Consider the following 20928-nt stretch of genomic DNA (forward strand, 5'->3'; position numbering starts at 1 on the left):
CACCTACGTTTGTCATATATAATTTAATACCAATCTGCCACTTCGTTCAAACATTATAATCATTGCATATTAGCTTTTTTCCTGTTTTGTACAGTATTATTATATTAGCATATACACATATAAAACACAACAAAGTCAATTGCCTGTCAATATTTTTTATTTTTTTGAGTATACATCCTTTTTGAGGATACACACTTCCGGAAGATTTCTGTATTTTCCGGCGTAATCCAGACCGTAACCTATAACAAATTCATCAGGTATTTCAATTCCCTTATATTCAACATGCACTTCTGCCTTCCTCCTGGACGGCTTATCCAGCGCAGCGCAGATTTTAACGCTGAGAGGACCCCTTGTTTTAAGCAATTCCACAAGATGATTCAATGTGAGTCCGGTATCAATAATATCCTCAACTATTAACACATGTTTTCCTGATATATTTGTATCAACATCCTTGATAATTTTTACAACGCCTGATGATTTTGACGAATCTCCATAGCTGGAAACCGATATGAAATCCAGATCTACAGGTATGGTTATTTTTCTTGCAAGATCTGCAAGGAATATAAAACCACCCTTTAATACTCCGATTATGACCAGTTCTTTCCCCTCATAATCCTTTGAAATACGGCTGCCCAACTCTTCTACCTGTCTATCGAGCTCCTCCTTCGAAATTAAAACTCGCTCAATTACATCCATTGCCACTTATCCCCCTTGTTAAGTTTTAGCATCAATATTATAATAATCTATTCTATAATTAAGTTATTAATCTACGATCTGCTTTTCATTTACGTCGTTGACTTTTTCCATAAAAGCCTGATCAATCCAGTTGTTCATAAGAAATCATCAATACAGATTTAGTATTATCAGTTACTTTATAATTATCACTTGTTTTATTTCCTATAATCCAAATAATCTCCTTATTTATTGCAATTAATGGAAACCCGTCACGCCGGTTTTTAGGAATTTTTATATCAATAAAGTATTCTTTCAGTTTTTTCGTGCCATTTGCCTTAAGCGGCTTGAAAATATCACCATCTCGTCTGTTTCTTACCACCGGTTGAAAATCCTTGTTTATGTCAAGTTTATTTTTTATCTTTTCAAAATCGAAAAATTCTTTGTAAATTCCCTTTTGCCGGCCGATAAAAGCTTTGCACTGTTCTGTATTATTGAAATTCAGTATTTCACTGTTAATCCTGCTATTTAATATATTAATTTCAGTATGGCCGGGCAGTTTTAAGCAGTACTCAAATTTTTCGGTCTTTTCATCCTCCTGTTTTTGTATGGTTATGGAGTTATAGGATTTCACAACCCTGTAGCCCAGCGGCAAATCCAAACCGGCGCCTGTACGTCCGTCTGACACAAGCTGCAGCAGCTTTTCCACATGTACATACTCAAGCCCTGTTGCAATACCGCTGGCATCAATAAATGCCTGCCTTAAAACCCGGCTGCCCACAGCCCGGTGTAATGGGGCCAGTACTCTCAAATCCAGCTCTATGAAAGACTCCCTTTTAACCAGCACCGCTTTTTCATAGTATAATTCAGAATTATATCGTAAAAAATCCTCGTCTGCCACTATAATTTTTGATAAACGCAATAAATTCTCGGTAATATCGGTCCCCACGGCCTTATTTATCTCCGGCAGGACATTTAAGCGTATGCGGTTTCTGAAATAATCGGTGTGGAGATTTGAGCTGTCGGTGATTGCTTTAAGGCCGTTACTCCCCACATATTCCTCGATCTGCGCCCTGTCGGCGTCCAGCAGAGGCCTGATTATGTTATCCCTTTTGTACTCAATCCCTTTAAGGCCCTCAGGACCTGTTCCCCGGAATATTCTCATAAGCAGAGTTTCGGCCTGATCATTCCTGGAATGGGCTACAGCTATTTTATTCGCCGATTTTTCGGCGGCTATCCGTTTGAAGGTTTCGTACCTGGCATTTCTGCCTGCCTCCTCCAGGGATATTTTCTCATTCCGGGCCTTTTGGGCAATGTCGATTCTTACTGCGGTCGCATCAAGGCCCATCCGGGCGCAAAAAGCCAGAACAAAGTCCTCGTCACGCATAGCCTCCTGGCCCCGCAGCATGTGATTAATATGAACAGGATAAAGTTTCAGAGAGAATTCCTCTGCTATGGAATACAGAATATGGAGAAGGCATACTGAGTCATACCCTCCGGATATGCCCACCACGATACCATCTCCATATTTAATAAGATCATTCTTTTTAATTGTATCTAAAACCTGTTGTTTCAGCATATAAATCCTCTTGTTAAGGAATGTGCAATAGATTTTTTTCAATCCGGCTGAAAACCGGCCTTCATTGCCAAGCACTGACTACTGCCTGAATTTCTCCAGATTGGCAAACTTGGTATACTGTCCAAGCCATACCATCTCCACAGTACCGGTCGAACCACTTCTGTGTTTTGCAAGAATAATCTCTGCAATGTTTTTCTTTTCGGTGTCGGGATTATAATAGTCATCCCTGTATAAAAACATAACGATATCGGCATCCTGCTCTATTGCTCCCGATTCTCTCAAATCACTGAGAATGGGTCTGTGATCCGTTCTGGTTTCAGCAGCACGGCTCAGCTGTGACAGACATATGACCGGGACATTTATTTCCTTTGCAAGGATCTTCAGAGAACGGGATATTTCGGATATTTCCTGCTGCCTGTTCTCACTCCTCGATCTGCTCCCCTGCATAAGCTGCAGATAGTCTATGACTACCAGCCCCAAATTATGCTCAAGCTTCATTCTCCTGCATTTTGCCCTGATTTCTGTTATTGAAATACCCGGCGTATCATCAATGAATATCGGTGCTTCGGACAGGGGGCCCAAAGCTCTGGCAACCTTCTGCCAGTCATTGTCCTCAAGCTGTCCCGTCTTCATTTTATTACTGTCCACCATGGCTTCACTGCAAAGCATTCTGTTTACCAACTGCTCCTTGGACATTTCCAGGCTGAATAATGCAACGGGAATCCCGCTGTGAACTGCTGCATTTTGAGCCAGATTCAAGGCAAAGGCGGTCTTTCCCATGGCAGGTCTTGCCGCTATCAGAACCAGGTCCGAATTATGTAAGCCCGAGGTCTTAAAATCCAGATCCACAAAGCCTGTGGGAATCCCGGTTATGTGCCCCTTGTTATTATATAATTCCTCAAGCTTGTTAAAAGTATCAACAAGCACATCCTTAATGGGAACAAACCCCTGAGAGCTTCTTTTCTGAAGAATATCAAATATGTTTTGTTCGGCCTTGTCCAGTATGAAGGAGACTTCTTCAGATGCATTGAACCCAAGATCCACTATATCTGAGGATGCCTTTATAAGCCTTCTCAAAAGAGACTTCTCTTCAACAATCTTCGCATAATGTTTGACATTTGCCGTTGTGGGCACATCTGTTGCAATGTTTGTCAGGTATTCCAGCCCGCCTACCAGATCCAGCTTGCCATGAAGCCTCAGACGTTCGGAAACGGTTATGAGATCTATGGGCTGAGCCTTGTCAAACAGTTCTATAATTACATCGTATATTTCCTTGTGGTCTGGTCTGTAGAAATCCTCCGGCTTAAGAACTTCCATTACGACAGGAATTACTTCCTTGTCTATCAGCATTGATCCTATAACTGATTGTTCAGCCTCTACGCTTTGAGGAGGAATTCTGCCAAGAGCTCCTAAATCCATGTCATTTCCCCATTCTTCCTTTGCGTTTTTACAGGCTTTCTATCTTTACAGTAAATTTTGAGCTTACTTCGGGATAAAGCTTGACTTCAACCTCAAAAGTACCAACGGATTTTATTGCATCAGGCATGACCAGCTTTTTCTTATCAATATCAAGTTTATGCTGGGTTTTCAGGGTTTCGGCAACATCCTTGCTGGTGATTGATCCGAATAATTTTCCGTTTTCACCGGCCTTGACCTTTATGGTTGCTGTAATGCTCTTTATCTTATTAGCCAGCTCTTTAGCCTGGGCTATTTCCTTTTCTTTTTTATGGGCTTCGGCTTCCTTTCTGGTCTTCATGATATTCATATTTGCAGCAGTTGCTTCCACTGCAAGCCCCTTTGGAAACAGGAAGTTTCTCGCATATCCGTCGCTGGCTTCCACCATCTGTTCCTTCTTGCCCAATCCCTTAACATCTTCTTTTAAAATAACTTTCATAATTAACCTCCATGAGCCATATTATGGCTTTGAGCCGCATAGCGGCCACAAAACTGTAATGAAATCTTTTCACTCTCTCATCCGCTGTAAGGCGAATAAAGAAGTTGACAGCTATTCCTTGTTCAAACTGTCAATGTATTCATAAATTGCGGTTTTCAGACTTTCCTTGGCCTCCTGGATCGACACATTTTCGATCTGGGCTCCTGCAACGGTCATGTGCCCGCCTCCGCCCAGCTTTTCAAGGATCATCTGAACATTGATCTCACCAAGTGATCTTCCGCTGATGACCACCTCTCCCTCATGATAACTGAGAACAAAAGCCGCAACAAGTCCCGAAAGGCTCAAAAGCTGATCTGCCGCCTGTGCTGCAATCAACTGTGCATTTTTTATATTTGTCGGACAAGTTGAGATCGCAATATTATCATACACTACTTCGGCATCTTTTACTATATTTGATATTGTAATATACGTTTTCAAATCGTTCTGGAACAGCTGCTTGACCGAGACGGTATCCACGCCCTGCCTTCTCAGGTAAGATGCTGCTTCAAAAGTTCTGACCCCGGTTTTGAATATAAAGTTTTTGGTGTCTACCACTATTCCCGCATACAGAGCTTCTGTTTCAATATTGGTAAGCCTGATTTTCTCTTCAAGATACTGCAGCAGCTCGGTAACCAGCTCGCAGGCTGAGGATGCGTAGGTCTCCTGGTAGGAAAGCACCGCGTCCTGTATAAAGTCGGCTCCGCGCCTGTGATGGTCTATTATGACTATCTGATCTGTCATCCTGAGAAGCTCGGGTGTTTCTGTAAAGCTCGGCCTGTGGGTATCAACCACTATCAGCAGGGTTTTCTTTGTTATGATATCAAGGGCTTCGTTTCTGCCCACAAAAACATTGCTGTATTCAGGCTCCTTTGCAAGCTTGTTTAGTATTGAATCAATATTTGCATTTGAATGATTCAGCACTATATTTACGCGTTTGTCGCGGCTTTTTACTATTCTGTATATGCCCAATGCAGCACCAAGGCTGTCAATATCCGCATTTTCATGTCCCATTATCAGTACTGACGGCGCCTGATCAATCAAACCCCTCAACGCGTAAGCAATGACTCTCGCCTTGACCCTTGTCCGCTTCTCAAGCTCCCTGTTGCGGCCACCAAAGAATCTGAAATTGTCTCCGTCCTTTATTACGACGTGGTCGCCGCCCCGGCCCAGCGCAATATCTATTCCGGCATAGGCATTCTGAAGGTTTTCAACAATTGTAGGAGCATTTATGCCCATACCTATACTCAAAGTCACAGGTATTTTGTTCCCCAGATTGATCTCTTTTACTGTCTCAAGGATTTCAAATTTCTTCTCTTCCAATTCCTTTAAATACTTGAAGGCATGGATGCACAAATATTTATCTCTTTCAAACTTCTTCAGTATACCTCCGGTATGGCTTATCCAGCTGGTAATCTTCTTTTCTATCTCAGCCAGCATCTGAGGCCTCTTTGAGTCCTCAAGACTCTGCATCAGATCATCGTAATTGTCAATAACAATAACACCTACCGTATTTTTGTTGTCCTCAAACTTTTGTTTTTCATTTACAAGCTCGGTATTATCTACAAAGTAGAGCATCACAATAACGCTCTCCTTGTCGTTGTTGTCATCAACCTTCACAAGATTGCCCAATACGGAATAGTAGCGGTTGTTAATGGTGACATCCCTGGAAATATTTATACTGTCTCCCTCTGTAAGCTGGGGCCTTATTTCATTAATAAGGTTTGAAACCGTCTTCTGAAGAAGGTTATCATCTTCAAAAATACACCTGAAGGAAGAATTGTACCAGACAGTTGTCCCGTCAAGTTCAGCCAGCACCAGAGGCATGGGAAAATTGAGCAGGGTATCCTTTGTGGCACAGTCGATGTTAAATGTGAGTGTTTCTATGTATTTAGTTATTTCTCTGTTCCTGATATGGTTTGATTTATAATTGTAAATAACGAGAAAAATAAATAAAACAAATCCAGGAATAGCTACCAATGGATTTAATATTGTAATTATCACAATCAAAAATAAAATTACCCAAAGATAGAAACCTGCCTTTGGAATAAAAATACGTGATAGTTTTTTGTTATCCATTTAAAAATCTCCTCTTGCCCAGCACACGACTCAGGCCCCCTGTCTTCTTCCTCTTGAGCTGTTCAAATGCCTTGAAAGCTCCGAGAGATCCCCATAATATTTTTCTACATCATGGTTTTCAACAAGACCAAGTCTTATCTTATTTTCAATCTTAGTTTCAATTGCTCTATAATTAATTCCAAATCTTTTTCCAAGAAGATAACAGATTAAAATTATATTGGCAAGAGTGTCTGAAATGGTGTCCGAAACCTCTTCCCCGACTCCGTTTACCAGCGCCTTGAACAAGTTGGCCACATCTGTCAGAAGCTCACTTTTCAGCCAGTCAATAATTTTAATATTTCTCGTAATATCCAGTTGATTATCAAATGAAGCCATATTAACCTCCTAAGCCATATTTATGGCTTTGAGCCGCAATAGCGGCCACAAAATGTTATGCAAGTGATTATCCTTTAAGTTTTGCATTAATAACAGGTACTACTTTCGCATTTTATTATTTAACCGTTCCTAAATTATACCACTTATAAGGTTATTTGACTTCATTTCCCGGCTATAACGCACAGGTTCAACAGGAATTTTTTCCGCTGTATAAAAAATTCATGTTATATTTTACCCGCAAATGCAGGATAAGAACCAAGAAATTTATAAAAGGAGGTTTTCCTCTTCACCATGGTCAGAGCATCATGTACATCCGGATCTTCAATATGCCCGTCTATATCAACAAAAAATATGTATTGCCCCAGCGCACTCTTCGAGGGTCTGGATTCAATCCTTGTCATGTTTATATCCCACAGGCTGAATATGTCCAACACCCTGTAAAGGCTTCCCGGCTTGTTATCGGTTGAAAACACAATAGAGGTTTTATCTGCACCTGTCTTTGCTTTTAAGGACCTGGCTATTATAACAAACCTGGTGTGGTTGTTTTCATTGTCCTGGATATTTGTCTCCAGAACCTCAAGTCCATAGATTTTTGCTGCAATTTTCGAAGTAATGGCCGCGCAGGTGCCATCCCCGTCAACCACCTTCTGAGCTGCTTTTGAAGTACTGTTTTCCTCCAGTTGGACAACTCCCGGAAAATTTGTGTTCAGATAGTTTCTGCACTGGCCCAGGGGCTGCGGATGGGACATTAAAACCTTTATGTCTTCCGCCTTTGTACCTTGTTTTGCCACAAGATTAAGGTTTACAGGTATGATAAATTCGTCAACGATGAACATGTCCTCTTCTTTTGCAAGCACATCCAGAGTGACATTTACAGCACCTTCAAGGGAATTTTCTATAGGGACTATCGCCTCGTCAACCTCTCCGTCCTTAAGTGCACAAAGGACATCTTTTATGGAATGGTATTCCTTTAATTCATATGCTTTATTTTGCCCCGACCTGTATCCTTCAACAGCCTCGTGGGAGAAAGTCCCCTTTGGCCCTAAAAAACCTATGCTTTTATTCATGTATTGAAAATATCCATCCTTTACTTCAATTCCTTCAATCCCCACTGTAATATATCACCTTATACACAAACAGGCAAGGAAAAGAGGTAAAAATATCATATCACTCTTTTCCTGTTTTTCCAACAGGGATGGGGTAAATTCCAATAAGTTTGAAAAGCAGGTTCCTTTACTTGCTATTGATTTATGATAAAATTTCTGTCAAAATATATAGATAAAGAACAGACGTTTGCTTTATTACTATAATACATATAACAGGAGGATAGTTATGAGTTTTAACGGTATTACCGGAGATGCGCTCAGGTTTTTATTTGAAAATAGAATGAACAACAGCAAGGAATGGTATGATGCCCATAAAGCCGATTATAAAGAGTATGTTCACAATCCTTTTACCGAACTGATAAACGAGCTTGCCCCCACTATGCTGGAGATAGACAGTCAGCTTATAACTGTCCCCTCCAAGCTTATATCCAGAGTCCGCAGGGACACCCGCTTTACCAAGGATAAAACCCTTTACAGGGATAATGTCTGGCTGGTTTTTCTAAGGGATAAGTCTCTGATGTCCACTGCCCCCTGTTTCTGGTTTGGAATAGATCAGAAGGGTTCCAGCTACGGAATAGGCTATTACGGCGCAGAACCTGCTTCAATGGCCAATATGCGCGATATGATAGTCAACAGACATCCGGCTTTTATCATGGCCCAAAAATACTATGAAGCACAGGATAAATTCATAATAGGCGGGGAAATGTACAAACGGACCAAATTTCCCGATCAGCCAGAAAATATAAGAACCTGGCTGGACAGAAAAAATATATATTTTGAAAGTGTGCAAAACAACTTTGAGCTGGCCTTTTCAAAGGAGCTTCCCGAGGTATTGAAAAAAGGCTTCAAGGAACTGAAGCCCATCTATGATTTTTTATGTGTTGTTGAATCGAGAATATAAATCCGAACCGGAGACTTTTTTATATTGCGGCAAAATGTAATACATGAATATCTTTTTTAGTGCGCGGAGTACAACTTCAATAAATGCGAAGCTCAATTAAAAGTACAGCCTGAAATTGTAGGCAAAACACTTGTGGTGAGCTGTACAAATTTCAGGTATGTACTTTGTGAGCAAGCCATTTATTGATGCTTGTACGGGAGCACTATTACAATACTTTTAATATGTATTGCATTTGTTTGTATCAGCTCTTTAACCTAGTCTTCCACCAATATATTCAGTACTGAAGTTTTCAGGTCCCCGTCGGATATCCACAACCTGTTAAGCTTCATGGCTTCACTGTATATACCTTCTCTTTTTATGTCATTCAAAAAATAGGTTCTGGCCCCCTTGCCGGAGTTTTTATATTGTACCTTCAACCTGCAGCCTTTTATTTTAATATCAAAGGTAAACCCTTTAAAAGGGAGCCCTTCTGCCGGCTGCAGCCATATGCCGTCAAAATCCGGTTCAATCCCCATTACAAAACGTATGAGGGTTTTAAGTATGACATTGGAACTCCCCGTCTGCCAGTCCAGCATTGACTCTCCGTCTATCCCTTTTTCTTCATTAAATCCGTATGAGTTTGGCATTACGTACGGTGAGCAGGATATGGTCCGGTGTGTGAAAGGAAATAACTTGGTCAGCTGCTCCCAGGCTTCTTTTGGCCGGCCCATCTGAAACAGCGCCATTACCGCAAATGCTGACGCATGCACATAAACTGCCCCGTTTTCCGCCGTTCCGGCCGGCAGCCGGGGTATTCTCCCCACCCCTGGCGTATTGGGGCTGAAGGCATGATCAAAGGTTTTAAAACCATATTTAGTGTCCAATGCCCGGAATGAATCCAAAATGGTATCTTCCATGTATCTGTCTGTTGAATTAAGGCCGCTCAGCACCCAGAAGACATTGGAGGTCAGTCCGGTCCTTGAAACATGGTCGGGATCATCAAAACTGCCTACAAAATATGATCTCCTGTCTCCCCAACCGTGGACTATTCTTTTTTGCCGGCAGTCATTGCTTATAACTGCATATTTTTGCAGGTTGAACCGCAGTTCCTCTGCCGCTGCTTTATAGTACCGTATTTCTTCCGCGTATTTAGCGGCATTGAGATGCAACAGCAGTTGGGCCATCTCATTCAGGTTCTGATATACCTGTAGTGAGGCCATTACCGACACACCGGTACCATATTCCTTATTGGGATCAATACTTACACCCAACCCGTCAAGGGCATCATTCCAGTCACCGTACAACACTTTTATACAGCCTGTCTGATCTATATCGCGGTTTGAAAGCAAAAATTTCATTATTTTAAAGAGATGCTCCAGGAGACTGTCTCTGCACTTACTCTTCCTTACCAGGCTTTTTTTCTCGTCGACTATTTCATAATAGCCGCATACCTCTGAAAGAATTTTTCTATCGCCGGTAACCCGTATGTATGTACTCATTGCCGATATGACCCATACACCCTGATCGATAAACAGCCTCAAGTCCATAACAGGAGTGGTTTCAGGGCTTGTGGGGAGTGTGTACTGTCTGGGACAGCGTCCGTCCTCCAGTACAAATTCCATGGCCTCCAGCATCTTTCTGCGGACCTTGTCCGGCTGCCAGTAAACCAGCCCTTCCAGTGCCTGAAATATATCCCTTATTCCAATCAATGAGCCGGCATAGAGCTGTACATATCCCTTTATCAGCGAACAAAACTCCACCTGGGTTTTTAAGTGCTCGAAGAAAGAATTAAATATGCCCTCCCGGAGTAAAACCGTATTTGATCTATCTGCCTTCAAAGTCAGGTCCTTTCCATCCATGACCGATTGTTGGTGGAGCTCACTCTCTCTAAGATCAATCCCGGCAGGTGTGAATTGTCCGGACAGCAGGTAACCGGCCTCATCTTCACTCCTGCAATGAATCCTGTAGCCCAGTACTGCATCATATCTTATGTATTCGTTTCCTTGAAGCCGTAAATGAATAATATCAGCCGCCGCTCCGGCCTCAGTAAAAGCACAAATATGCTTTTTGTGCCGGAAGCCGCCTGCCGTAAGAGCTGCCGGAGCATGGAGGCTGCCTCTGGAGCCTCCTACATATTCATATCTGGAGGCTGATTCCTCATGCCTTATCAGCGCACTGTCTCCTGAAACACCTATGAATCTGCGGATTACACCTATATTTGAGACTGAGGTGGTTCTGTTGATATCTTCATTTACCTTTATTTTAAAGGAGCCCAGGTCATTATTCCGGCTGCTGGCTTCAATATAGCTCACTTCCCTGAACCAGCGGCTCTCCCCGTCCTCACCCAAGCTGTGGTTCAGGAATGGGTTTATAAAACTCGATATATAAAACTCCTTTTTTTCTGCTTCCAGATTTTCAATATATAAGGTAAAGTATAATTTCCTGTCCCTATCCGGAAAGATTCTCAGGGTAAATCTCATACCGTGGGTTTCAGTGATGTAATATACACTGCTCCTGGAGAAAACCGTAAACTGTTCAAATTCACCCTCTCCAGGTGTGAGGCTGCGGGCTGCGGGCACAGATAAAAGAGAGACGGGTTCATATGTTCCATTACCGGTTGGAAAGCCCGCAAAAAAAGCAACTTTGGGCTCCTGACCCTCATTTGCTCTCAGGAATACCGAAAACAGCCCTTCATTGCAATGCATGTAACCCGAAGTATAGGCCCAGAAATTAAAGCCATCCCTGCCATAGGGATAACGGCAGTCTCCGTCGTCCCTGGGAAGGGATAAAATGTCATTATCGTCCAGGATATATGTGTTTCCGGGAAGGGAATGATTTTCCTTCAATATTTTATTATTTTTCAGCTCCCTGTTCCATTTTGATAATTCCTGTATCTTCTCCTTGAAAGTCCCCATATGGCCCTCGCATTTTTAATGTATTCTAAGGTTATATTCTAAAGTTTCAGGAATTCCTTCATCTTTCTGCTGACACCGTCAGCATCTTCCAGGGTATTCATCTCGCAGAAAACCCTGAGCAAAGGTTCGGTTCCAGAGAACCTGACTATTATCCAGCCGCTACTTTCAAAATAAATTTTAACTCCGTCACTATAGCTGATATTTTTTATTTTTATATTAAAATCAGGAATTCTTTTTTCCTCATATAAAACCCTGACAAGTCTTTCTCTGTCCTTATCCATATATCTGAAATCCGCTTCGGCAAAATAAAATTTACCGAATTGCCCGTGTATCTCATTCAGCAGATCAGAAAGCTTCATGCCTGTGATACTTAACAATTCAATAAGGAGACTTGCCGCAAAAATCCCGTCCTTGCCCTTGATATGTCCTCGGATGGTTAAGCCGCCGCTGCTTTCACCCCCAAGCAAAGCCGATTTTTCCTCCATCATGGAGCTGATGTTCTTGAAGCCCACAGGCACCTCATAACATTCCTCTCCAAAGGCCTTGGCTATCTTATCCAGCAAATGTGTCGTGGCAACATTTCTGACCACACCGCCCTTCCAGCCTTTATACTTCAGCAGATAATAATACAGCATGGCCAGTATACTGTTGGGGTGAATAAAATTTCCCTTCTCATCGATTATACCCAGCCTGTCGGCATCCCCGTCTGTTCCGATGCCTATGTCATAACCCTTTTCAACCACCATGTCCCTGAGCCTCTGCAGTGTGTGGGAGCTTGGTGAGGGCAACCTTCCTCCAAAAAGTGTATCGTGCCTGTCATTGATAATATCCACCTCGCAGCGGGCTGTGACTAGAATGGTCTGAAGCGAGGTTTTTGACACCCCGAACATGGGGTCCAGAAGAACCTTTAACTTTCTTTCCTTTATGGCCTGAGTATCGATCATGGAAATGATGGTATCTATATAATCGTTCATTGGATCGATTATTTTTATCAAGCCCTTTTTTATCCCGTCCTCAAAGGCAATGGATTTTATATTTTCCTTTGCGATTTTTCCGATGTATTCTTCTATTTTCCCGGTTACTGCTTCTGTCGCATCGCGCCCTCCTCGGGTAAAAATTTTTATACCGTTGTAATCGGCAGGGTTATGGCTGGCTGTGACAGCGGCTCCATAGCAGGTATTGAAGTTTTTTACCGCGTACATTACCAGCGGAGTGGGTGCAACCCTGTCTATAAATAAAACAGTTATACCGTTTGCTGCAAGTATTTCGGAAAACCAACCGGCAGCCTTATCAGACAGAAATCTTCTGTCGTATCCAATAACAAACCCAAAATGGCTTATTTTTTCATCCTGCATCATATCTGCTATGGCCTGGGCAAGTATCACCAAGTTCTCCTTGGTAAATTCTTCTCCGATTATTGCCCTCCAGCCGCCTGTGCCGAATTTTATCATATTGACCTCCATGTGAGTTCCAAAGCTTTTCATTTATATTATTAATGCGCCATATTTAACGGGGCTGCTGCAAAACCATGGACATCTGCAGTATACAACCGTGTCATTTCACAACAGTAACCTGCCGATATTTGTTTGCAGCAACCCCTGATAAATCGGTTTATTTTATTTAATTTATCTTAGTTTAGTTCAGGCCCATTTCCTTGGCTTTTGCATTGACTTCATCAATCATCTTGCTCAGGCCCTTGGCTTCATATTCCTTCAGAACATCGGCCCACATCTTTTCCACAGGTTCTTTTCCTGCCATGATCTTCAGCATGAATTCATGATCAAGTATCGAGAACTTATCTTTTGTGGGAGTTGAAATATCTGTAAGCTTTACTTCATAATCGGGCTGCTTTGTGACCTCTCTTGAATGCTCAAGGTCTTTTATGGCAGATTCACGTATTGCCGAATCTATAGTTGAATTGTTGGGATCATACAGGTACGCGTTGTCGAATTCAACCAGAGCCTGGAGATTTGCCGATGATGGCTGTTTTTTGTCAAGCTCCTCCTGGCTTGTGATTTTGGTGATCTTGTCTCCGTCTTTCTTGTAATCCACATCCTTGACTCCATATCTGTAGAATTCCTTTGTTTCGGGCTGAAGCATGTAATCATACAGCATCATGATCCTATCCATTTTTTTGTCGTCCATTTTATTGCTGAAATAGCTCTCAGACCAATAAGTCTTAAAGGTACAGTGATATTTGTTTCCGTCTGTGGCCGGGAAGTAATCTGCTTTCTTTACGGCGTCAAAAAGAGGTACATCGGGATGGAGCTTCTTCCATCTTTCATTGACCTGATTGTTGACATTGCCGTAACCAACCAGCAGTAATGCCGCAGATGTTCCGGATACAAACTTGTCATAGGATTGGGTGCCCTTCATATTTGCAATATCCCTGTCTATCATCCTCTGGTCATACATGGTTCTCATGTTTTGGAGGGAAGGAAGTGCCAGATCTGTTGTAAGAACAGCCGGGACATATTTGCCGTCTTTCTTTATCCATTTAAAGTCACTGCCGCTGCCGTCACTGGTTGCCGCAGGATCGCTGAACAGCCAGAAGAATCCGCTGATCTGCTTTACATTGTTGGCAGTCAAACCGCTGATTTTCTTTCCTTCAGGGTCCTTGTCAACAATGGCCTTGAGCATTGCATTAAATTCATCCCAGGTTTCAGGTTCCTTGGTTATGCCTGCTTTTTGAGCCAGATCCCAGCGGTATAAAACTATTCTGTCGTGTGAGCAATAGTCCAGGGAATCGTACAAACTCCTCGGAACTGTGTATATTTTTCCGTCAGGCTGCTTGAGGGCCTGGATATCCGGCTTGTTCATATACTCCTTGAGAGTCGGATATTTTGATAAATCTTCAGGCAGCGGTTTAATGACCCCTTGATTTATCCAGTTCCTGTAATAGGTGGTCCCTACAGCATCAATAGACATTATGTCGGGCATATCCCCGGATGCCGACCACATCTGAGCCTTTTGCGTATAGTCGTCCCAGGTGATCTGGCGGGGTTTCAGTGTAATATTGAGCTTTTTGTACATTGCCTGTAAAAATTGGTCATTGTCGGCATTTGCCAGGGCTTCATCTATACCCCAAAGCGCTACCGAAATATCCATCTTTTCACTTACATCCGGTGCGGTATTTGTGCTCTCGGAACTTGCAGATGATCCGGCGGCAGCAGATGTCTGACTGTCTCGGGTATTCTCCGATGTTCCTCCGCATGCGGTGACACCTGAAACAAGTAAAGCCGACATTAACATAATTGCCAAACTGCGTTTTAACTTACCCATTTAATTTGTTCCCCCTTTGATTTATATTTAGAAATCATTAAATAACAAGGTTATTTAACAACTTCCTGGAATCATTGCCAACAAACAAATCCTGATTTAACTACTCTTTTATGGACCCAACCATTATTCCCCTCACAAAGTGTTTCTGCAGGAATGGGTACACACACATTATGGGAATTGCGGATATTACGATGGATGCCATCTGAGTGGCCTGTATCCCCACCCCGGCCTTGCTTTCTACAACGGCCGCCGCCGAGGAGCTCAGCTGGACATTCATATTTATCAAAAGCTCTCTCAGATATATCTGTAAAGGTACTTTCGCCGAATCACTGATAAAAATCAGGGAATTATACCACTCATTCCACCTGTCAACTGCATAAAACAGTGCAAACGTGGCAATGAAAGGCTTTGATATGGGTAAGATTATCTTCCAGAGTATATACAGGTCATTTGCTCCGTCCACTTTTGCCGACTCCTCAATGCTGTCGGGAAGAGTGTTGAAGTAATTTTTCATAATTATCAGATACATTGTGGTTATTCCCGTAGGTATGACCATTACCAGAATATTATTTACCAGGTTCAGGGACTGAATTACCAGATAATACGGAATCAAGCCTCCTGAGAAAAACATTGTAAACAGTATTGCCGATAGTATGAAGTTTCTTCCCGGCATGGCTTTCTTCGACAGTGCATATGCCCCCAATACCGAAAGGAACATATTCAATACCACCCCTGTAATTGTCACAAAAACCGACACACCGAATGCCCTGTAAAAGTTCACCTCGGCAAAAAGATTTTTATAGGTTGTGAGATCAAAGGAATAGGGAAGCAGATATACCGGATGCCTGGCCATACCCTCCACACTAGCGAAGGACAGAATTATGACATTATAAAAAGGAAACATGGCTACAAGTGCAAGTAATGTCAGTACAGCCGTTATGACTATATTTATGCTAACATCCTCTTTATTGAATTTCTGTCCGGCACTCTTTGAATTTTTCCCGAACAAACCATCATCCGTATAAGTCTTAGTATTATTCATAGTCTCTCTCCGATTTATATTTTAATGAACCTGTGAAATTTAGAACAGGCCTTGTTCACCCGATTTTTTAACAAGTGTATTTGCCAGGTAGATCATTGCTACATTGATAGCCGACTTCAGGAAGCCCACTGCGGTCATATATCCGAAATCAGCACCGATTGTGAAGGTTGTGCGGTAAACAAATGTGTCAATCGTATCTGCTACCCCATAGACGGGAGAGCTGTATAGATTGAATATCTGATCGAAGCTTGAGCCCAGGTTCAGCATCTGACCTATGGTCAATATAAACAATATTGCAACGGTGGGACGTATTCCGGGCCAGGTAACATATCTGATCTGGTGCCACCTGCTGGCACCGTCGATTTTGGCTGCTTCATAAAGTTCCGGCGATATTCCTGCCAGCGCTGCAATATATATGATGGAATCCCAGCCTATTTCCTTCCATATGTGAGATATGTAAATGACGGGTCTGAATACTGACGGATCTGACAGGAACGGAACTGTACCGCCTCCCAGGTTTGAAATCACCTGATTCACAACACCGCTTTGACCCAGAATATTTGTCATGATTCCCGCAAGTACGATCCAGGATATGAAGTGCGGAAATGTCAGTATGGTTTGAAAGACCTTTTTTGCACGTCGAAATATCAGTTCATTGAGTAAAATAGCCAGAATTATAGGTGTGGGAAAATGAAAAAGCAGCTTTCCGAAGCTGATGATGATAGTGTTTTTAAAAGCACTCCAAAAACCTGTATCACTCATTAAATCAATAAAATTCTGAAAACCGATCCATGGACTGCCCAATATACCCTTACCGTAATGAAAGGTTTTAAAGGCCAGGGTTATACCGTACATCGGTGCATATGCAAAGATAGCATACCATGCGACTACAGGAAGCAGCATCAGGTAAAAATATTTATAAAAGAGAATTGATTTTAAAATTGATGTTTTGTGCGCCGGCAACCCTTTCTTTGAAGACATGTAATTCCTCCCCGAACTACTTGATTTTTTTCATACTGTTGTCACAGAAATTATAACGCAATGGACATTTACCGCCTCGTTATATTTTTATTTTAACAACAGGTTTCCATGTAAACCATAAACACAGCTTAGTTAAAGTATGTATTATCATTAGATAATTCAGCTGCTAAGAGTGAAAATGCCGCATTTTTTCTAATTTCAGTCCATGTCACGTATTTCCATTAACCGAATCAAACCGCTTTATTCCACGGGTCCTATAGGCATTGACACAATCTGCAATCTCCTCTGAAGTCATTATTTGATTTGCCGAATGAAAGACCCAGTCAACATCCATGGTGTAGGTTCTTTTACCGCCTTCCGGCAATAAAGCGCCCTCTTCGTTTAAAAACCAGAGGTTGAATGAAATATTCATTAAGGCTCTGGGATAAAACCTTTCCCCATGAACAGCCCTCAGCACACCGTCTATATAGTACTTTACCTCACCTGCGGCTGCCACGCATACCAAAACATGCCAGCCTTCATGGCTTTCACCTATTGCATTATTTATGTTATCCATTTTAAAATCGGGGAAATCCTCATATGTATGCCACGAGGTAAGCCACATCGTAGCCCCTTCTCTGTCCCAGCCGCCATTGGCGAGATACTCAAAATCACATTCGCTGTACAGGGGATCATTTGCATATCTGAGGGGCGATATTGTAAAGAATGTCTCGTTAATCTTATCTCCGTTTTCTCCGGCCTGAGGCTTGTCGGAAAATCTTACCCTTGCGGCGTAAGTTCCCTCAAAGTATTTTGTTTCGTGAAGTATCTCGGCATGGCTGCAGCCTGAAGCAGTACCGTCGGTGGAAGCACTGAGTCTCATGATTTTATTTTTGCTGTTTTCCGGATCACTTATAAAACTGATATTATCTCTGGACCAGCTGCAGCCCACAGGTCCAGGACCGGCAATGCCCTCCTTTACGGACCACTTGAAACCGGCAAGTTTTTTGTCTTCCGGGCCGGTATAGTCAAAATCATCAAACAATATTTGTATATCTTCCGTCTGTTCCATTTTCCCTTGTGCCATAGCAACCTCTCCTTTTTTTAATATAACTCGTTTTGCACGGTAAAAGTGCCTGCCGGAATAAGTCTAGCATTTACATAATTGAATTCATATTTAATAAACTTATAAATTATATACACTATTCTTAGATCAAAAGGATTGAACCTGCTTCCGCAAGAACCCCTGAATAGACGCAAACCGGCAAACCCGTATATATGCAAACAGGGAGGCGGTTCCATCCCTCCTCCCTGTTTGCATTATATATATTTCTAATTTCAGTCCATACATAAGGTTATTTCTCACCACAGCCGCTTCAAATATGGCCTGGCAGCGGCTGCATTTTCTAATACACTTCTACTTCAACAAAGTGGTTATATGGATTTACATTGTTTCCATTGACATACAGTCTCACATAACGGGCATTTACAGTGTTGAAGTTAATGGTTTTTCCGCTGCTGCTCTCGGAATATTCACTGTCTGTTCCCGCACCGAAGCCGGCACTGTTGTCGTTATCGTTATTGAAAACCGTGGTGACTCCTGTTTTGAAGTCCGGATCATTGGATACCTTGACTATGACATCATGGTACTGCCTTCCGTCACCGTAATAGTGCCACTGCTTTATGGTATTTATGTTATAGCTCCGGCCCAGATCGATCTGTATCCACTGCAGGCCTTCCCCGACACCGGCCAGATTGTAGGTGGCCTTGTCGGCATCGGTAATTACCGAACTGTTTGCTATATACGTGCTTGAGGTCACACTCTTTCCCAGTGCCACGTTATCGGTGTTGCCTCCGGTGTTCTGATTTACAGTGACTGTTACTGTATTGCTCTGCAAGGTATTTCCGGCTGTATCGGCCACCTCAGCCCTATAGGTATAGGTTCCCTGTGCTTTTCCTGCAGCTGGAAAACTGAAGGTTTGTACAGTGGAGGAATTCACTGCAAGGGGTTTGTCCAAAACCGTACTTGTAGCATTACCCGCTGTTTCAAACAGCTTCACTCCTGTTGCACTGTTGTATGCCGGAACACTGACCGTGATGTTATAATTGCCGGTATTGTTCGTACTGTCGGCTGAAACGGCCGGAGCTCTTAAAACAGGAGCCGAGGTCACTGTTACGGTAAGATTGGTGCTCTGTGCGGTGTTTCCCCCCGGATTGGACAATTCAGCCCTGTAAGTGTAGGTTCCGGCAGGTTTATTTGCCGCCGTATAAGTGAAGGTTTGCACTGCCGGCGAATTTGGCGTAATTGTTTTGCTCAGGACTGCATTTGTGGTTCCGCCTGCCGTTTCGTACAGTTTGAGGCTGGTTGCACTGTTATTTGCAGGAGCGGTAACAGTTACTGTATAATTGCCGGTATTATTTGCATTGTCTACACCAATGGATGCAGGTAGCAAAGTACTTCCGGAGGACTGGGTTACCTGAACAGTGGTGGTCGTGCTCTGGGTAGTTCCCGATGAATTGGACAGGTCGGCTCTATAACTGTATATTCCATTCCCCTTGCCGTTTACATTATATGTAAAGGTCTGCTCCTGGGAGGAGTTTGGTGAAACTGCCTGTGTTAGCACCCTGCTGCTGCCTTCATAAATATTTATGGAGGTTGCGGCACTGTTTGGAAGCACCTTTGCAGTTATGGTATAACTGCCGGAATTTACCGGGTTATCCGCTGAAAGTATGGCAGCCTTTGGTCCGTTATTGGCAGCCGAATTCTTAACGGTGTCTTTTCTGGATACGGAATTATTCCTGTAGTAATTGACATTTGCTTCTGTTTGCGCGGGAGTCATAAGCTTGTCCTTGGCATAGTACACCCAGTCAACATCCTGGATATAAGCCCTCTGACTGCTGCCTCCAGCCCATACTCCATCTATGAACCATTCATTGAAGGACAGGAACATTGGTGTGGTGGGAACATATTTGCCGCTGTGTGAGGCAACCAGAGAACCGTTGATATAATATTTGACCTCCGAGCTGGAGCACTGTATTGAGCAGATATACCAGCCGTTGAAGCTCTGGCTTGTAGCCTGGGTCACTCTGTCACTGCCGGTATCCCAGGTAGTGTTCCACATGGTGCTGGTATCTTTTCCCCATCCGCCGTTAGGCAGGTATTCAAAGTCCATCTCTCCATAATCGGTACTGTTTGCAAGTGTGTAGGGTGATATTGTATAGAAGGTCTGGACCACCTGGTCTCCGTCAGCGCCGTATGCCGGAGCATCGGAAAACTTTACCCTGGCCGAATAGGTTCCGTATAAAAACTGCCGGGGAGCCAAAAGTTCAGCCTGTACGGTATTATTTCCCTGACCGTTGGTTGTGGCTGTAAGTCTGAGAAGTTTGTCGGACGATTTCTCCGGATTGGGCACAAAGGATACATTGTTTTTGGACCATACACAGCCTCCGGGGCCGGGACCTCCTGTCCTGTCACTGACCTCATATCCGAAATCGATTAGTGACTGGTCGGAACTGGTTGAATACATATTAAAGTCATCAAAAAATACCGCCGGTGAATCGTATCCGCCCGGATTCTCAGCAGGTGCAGGCGGAATGGGCGGTGCCGGAATTATGCACGTCCATGCATTTCCCAGAACATCCACGGGTTCTTCGTTTACAGTATACCATTTAGCCTGCCAGGTGGCACGATTGTGGGTGACAATACTGTTTGCGGGATATGCTGTGGTTGCATTCCATTCGGGGTAAGCTGCCGCACCTGCAGTGTCAGCATTACCTGCCAATGGTATTACCGTAGTAATCAAGCACACAATCATCAAAAGAGTAAATACCTTTTCAAAACTTGCCCGATGCCTTGAATTAAAAATTCTCATACTACTATCCTCCATTCTCCAAACAATAATTTAACACTAGCATTAAAGTGCCTGTTCTCCTTTTACTTTTATACTACCTCAATAGGTCCGGTTTTTATATGAACCAGAATTAGATAATATATTTAAAAAAATGCAAAAAAAATAAGAAGTTTGTATAAACTTCTTTGAGTTCTGGTTTTAATCCATAAACAACTAATTACAATCCATATAATTACTTTTATGTATTATTAAGCTAA

General features: G+C 42.7%; 15 protein-coding genes. 1 reads left to right on the top strand and 14 read right to left on the bottom strand.

What is annotated here, in order from left to right:
• Positions 1–156: 156 nt before the first annotated feature.
• The 7 genes from hpt to pheA form a co-directional block, all read right to left on the bottom strand.
• Positions 157–696, bottom strand: coding sequence for a hypoxanthine phosphoribosyltransferase (gene hpt / locus CTER_RS09060; protein WP_004625174.1), 540 nt, complete (start codon positions 694–696; stop codon positions 157–159).
• A 121-nt stretch (positions 697–817) separates the two neighbouring features.
• Entirely contained in the window at positions 818–2251 is a 1434-nt protein-coding gene (tilS, locus tag CTER_RS09065) for a tRNA lysidine(34) synthetase TilS (RefSeq protein WP_004625179.1), read from the bottom strand.
• A gap of 78 nt (positions 2252–2329) precedes the next feature.
• A complete protein-coding gene (gene dnaB / locus CTER_RS09070) occupies positions 2330–3670 on the bottom strand; it encodes a replicative DNA helicase (protein ID WP_004625123.1) in 1341 nt (446 codons plus the stop codon).
• A 28-nt stretch (positions 3671–3698) separates the two neighbouring features.
• A complete protein-coding gene (gene rplI, locus CTER_RS09075; RefSeq protein WP_004625191.1) occupies positions 3699–4145 on the bottom strand; it encodes a 50S ribosomal protein L9 in 447 nt (148 codons plus the stop codon).
• Between the two features lie 111 nt (positions 4146–4256).
• The gene (locus CTER_RS09080; protein WP_004625186.1) at positions 4257–6260 is read right to left on the bottom strand and encodes a DHH family phosphoesterase; all 2004 of its coding nucleotides are present in this window, start codon (positions 6258–6260) and stop codon (positions 4257–4259) included.
• A gap of 30 nt (positions 6261–6290) precedes the next feature.
• On the bottom strand, positions 6291–6635 hold the full coding sequence (locus CTER_RS09085) for a MazG-like family protein (RefSeq protein WP_004625201.1): 345 nt from the start codon (positions 6633–6635) through the stop codon (positions 6291–6293).
• Positions 6636–6859: 224 nt separating this feature from the next.
• Positions 6860–7747, bottom strand: coding sequence for a prephenate dehydratase (gene pheA, locus CTER_RS09090; RefSeq protein WP_479725113.1), 888 nt, complete (start codon positions 7745–7747; stop codon positions 6860–6862).
• 220 nt (positions 7748–7967) lie between these two features.
• Between pheA and CTER_RS09095 the strand changes: the two genes are divergently transcribed.
• Positions 7968–8642 carry a DUF2461 domain-containing protein gene (locus CTER_RS09095; RefSeq protein ID WP_004625216.1) on the top strand — a complete coding sequence of 225 codons (675 nt, stop codon included), beginning with the start codon at positions 7968–7970 and terminating at the stop codon, positions 8640–8642.
• A 254-nt stretch (positions 8643–8896) separates the two neighbouring features.
• Here the strand turns inward: CTER_RS09095 and CTER_RS09100 are convergent, their stop codons facing one another.
• The 7 genes from CTER_RS09100 to CTER_RS26885 form a co-directional block, all read right to left on the bottom strand.
• Entirely contained in the window at positions 8897–11536 is a 2640-nt protein-coding gene (locus tag CTER_RS09100) for a GH36-type glycosyl hydrolase domain-containing protein (RefSeq protein WP_004625220.1), read from the bottom strand.
• Positions 11537–11574: 38 nt separating this feature from the next.
• Positions 11575–12987, bottom strand: a complete 1413-nt coding sequence (locus tag CTER_RS09105) for a phosphoglucomutase/phosphomannomutase family protein (protein WP_004625209.1) — start codon at positions 12985–12987, stop codon at positions 11575–11577.
• A gap of 184 nt (positions 12988–13171) precedes the next feature.
• On the bottom strand, positions 13172–14818 hold the full coding sequence (locus CTER_RS09110) for a type 2 periplasmic-binding domain-containing protein (protein WP_004625138.1): 1647 nt from the start codon (positions 14816–14818) through the stop codon (positions 13172–13174).
• Positions 14819–14918: 100 nt separating this feature from the next.
• Positions 14919–15860, bottom strand: a complete 942-nt coding sequence (locus CTER_RS09115; RefSeq protein WP_004625142.1) for a carbohydrate ABC transporter permease — start codon at positions 15858–15860, stop codon at positions 14919–14921.
• A gap of 39 nt (positions 15861–15899) precedes the next feature.
• Positions 15900–16841, bottom strand: coding sequence for an ABC transporter permease (locus tag CTER_RS09120; protein WP_004625170.1), 942 nt, complete (start codon positions 16839–16841; stop codon positions 15900–15902).
• 208 nt (positions 16842–17049) lie between these two features.
• Positions 17050–17907 (bottom strand): glycoside hydrolase family 16 protein, encoded by an 858-nt coding sequence (locus CTER_RS09125; protein WP_004625159.1) that lies wholly within the window; start codon positions 17905–17907, stop codon positions 17050–17052.
• A gap of 319 nt (positions 17908–18226) precedes the next feature.
• Positions 18227–20692 (bottom strand): discoidin domain-containing protein, encoded by a 2466-nt coding sequence (locus tag CTER_RS26885; RefSeq protein WP_004625134.1) that lies wholly within the window; start codon positions 20690–20692, stop codon positions 18227–18229.
• Positions 20693–20928 lie beyond the last annotated feature (236 nt).

Origin of the sequence: Ruminiclostridium cellobioparum subsp. termitidis CT1112 (genome assembly GCF_000350485.1) — a bacterium.
In the GTDB taxonomy this organism is placed as follows: Bacteria; Bacillota; Clostridia; order Acetivibrionales; family DSM-1351; genus Ruminiclostridium; species Ruminiclostridium termitidis.

What these genes read in the sequence shown, in the direction of transcription:
- hpt (WP_004625174.1), bottom strand. Translation starts at nt 696, where the DNA reads ATGGATGTAATTGAGCGAGTTTTAATTTCGAAGGAGGAGCTCGATAGA.
- tilS (WP_004625179.1), bottom strand. Translation starts at nt 2,251, where the DNA reads ATGCTGAAACAACAGGTTTTAGATACAATTAAAAAGAATGATCTTATT.
- dnaB (WP_004625123.1), bottom strand. Translation starts at nt 3,670, where the DNA reads ATGGATTTAGGAGCTCTTGGCAGAATTCCTCCTCAAAGCGTAGAGGCT.
- rplI (WP_004625191.1), bottom strand. Translation starts at nt 4,145, where the DNA reads ATGAAAGTTATTTTAAAAGAAGATGTTAAGGGATTGGGCAAGAAGGAA.
- CTER_RS09080 (WP_004625186.1), bottom strand. Translation starts at nt 6,260, where the DNA reads ATGGATAACAAAAAACTATCACGTATTTTTATTCCAAAGGCAGGTTTC.
- CTER_RS09085 (WP_004625201.1), bottom strand. Translation starts at nt 6,635, where the DNA reads ATGGCTTCATTTGATAATCAACTGGATATTACGAGAAATATTAAAATT.
- CTER_RS09095 (WP_004625216.1), top strand. Translation starts at nt 7,968, where the DNA reads ATGAGTTTTAACGGTATTACCGGAGATGCGCTCAGGTTTTTATTTGAA.
- CTER_RS09100 (WP_004625220.1), bottom strand. Translation starts at nt 11,536, where the DNA reads ATGGGGACTTTCAAGGAGAAGATACAGGAATTATCAAAATGGAACAGG.
- CTER_RS09105 (WP_004625209.1), bottom strand. Translation starts at nt 12,987, where the DNA reads ATGATAAAATTCGGCACAGGCGGCTGGAGGGCAATAATCGGAGAAGAA.
- CTER_RS09110 (WP_004625138.1), bottom strand. Translation starts at nt 14,818, where the DNA reads ATGGGTAAGTTAAAACGCAGTTTGGCAATTATGTTAATGTCGGCTTTA.
- CTER_RS09115 (WP_004625142.1), bottom strand. Translation starts at nt 15,860, where the DNA reads ATGAATAATACTAAGACTTATACGGATGATGGTTTGTTCGGGAAAAAT.
- CTER_RS09120 (WP_004625170.1), bottom strand. Translation starts at nt 16,841, where the DNA reads ATGTCTTCAAAGAAAGGGTTGCCGGCGCACAAAACATCAATTTTAAAA.
- CTER_RS09125 (WP_004625159.1), bottom strand. Translation starts at nt 17,907, where the DNA reads ATGGCACAAGGGAAAATGGAACAGACGGAAGATATACAAATATTGTTT.
- CTER_RS26885 (WP_004625134.1), bottom strand. Translation starts at nt 20,692, where the DNA reads ATGAGAATTTTTAATTCAAGGCATCGGGCAAGTTTTGAAAAGGTATTT.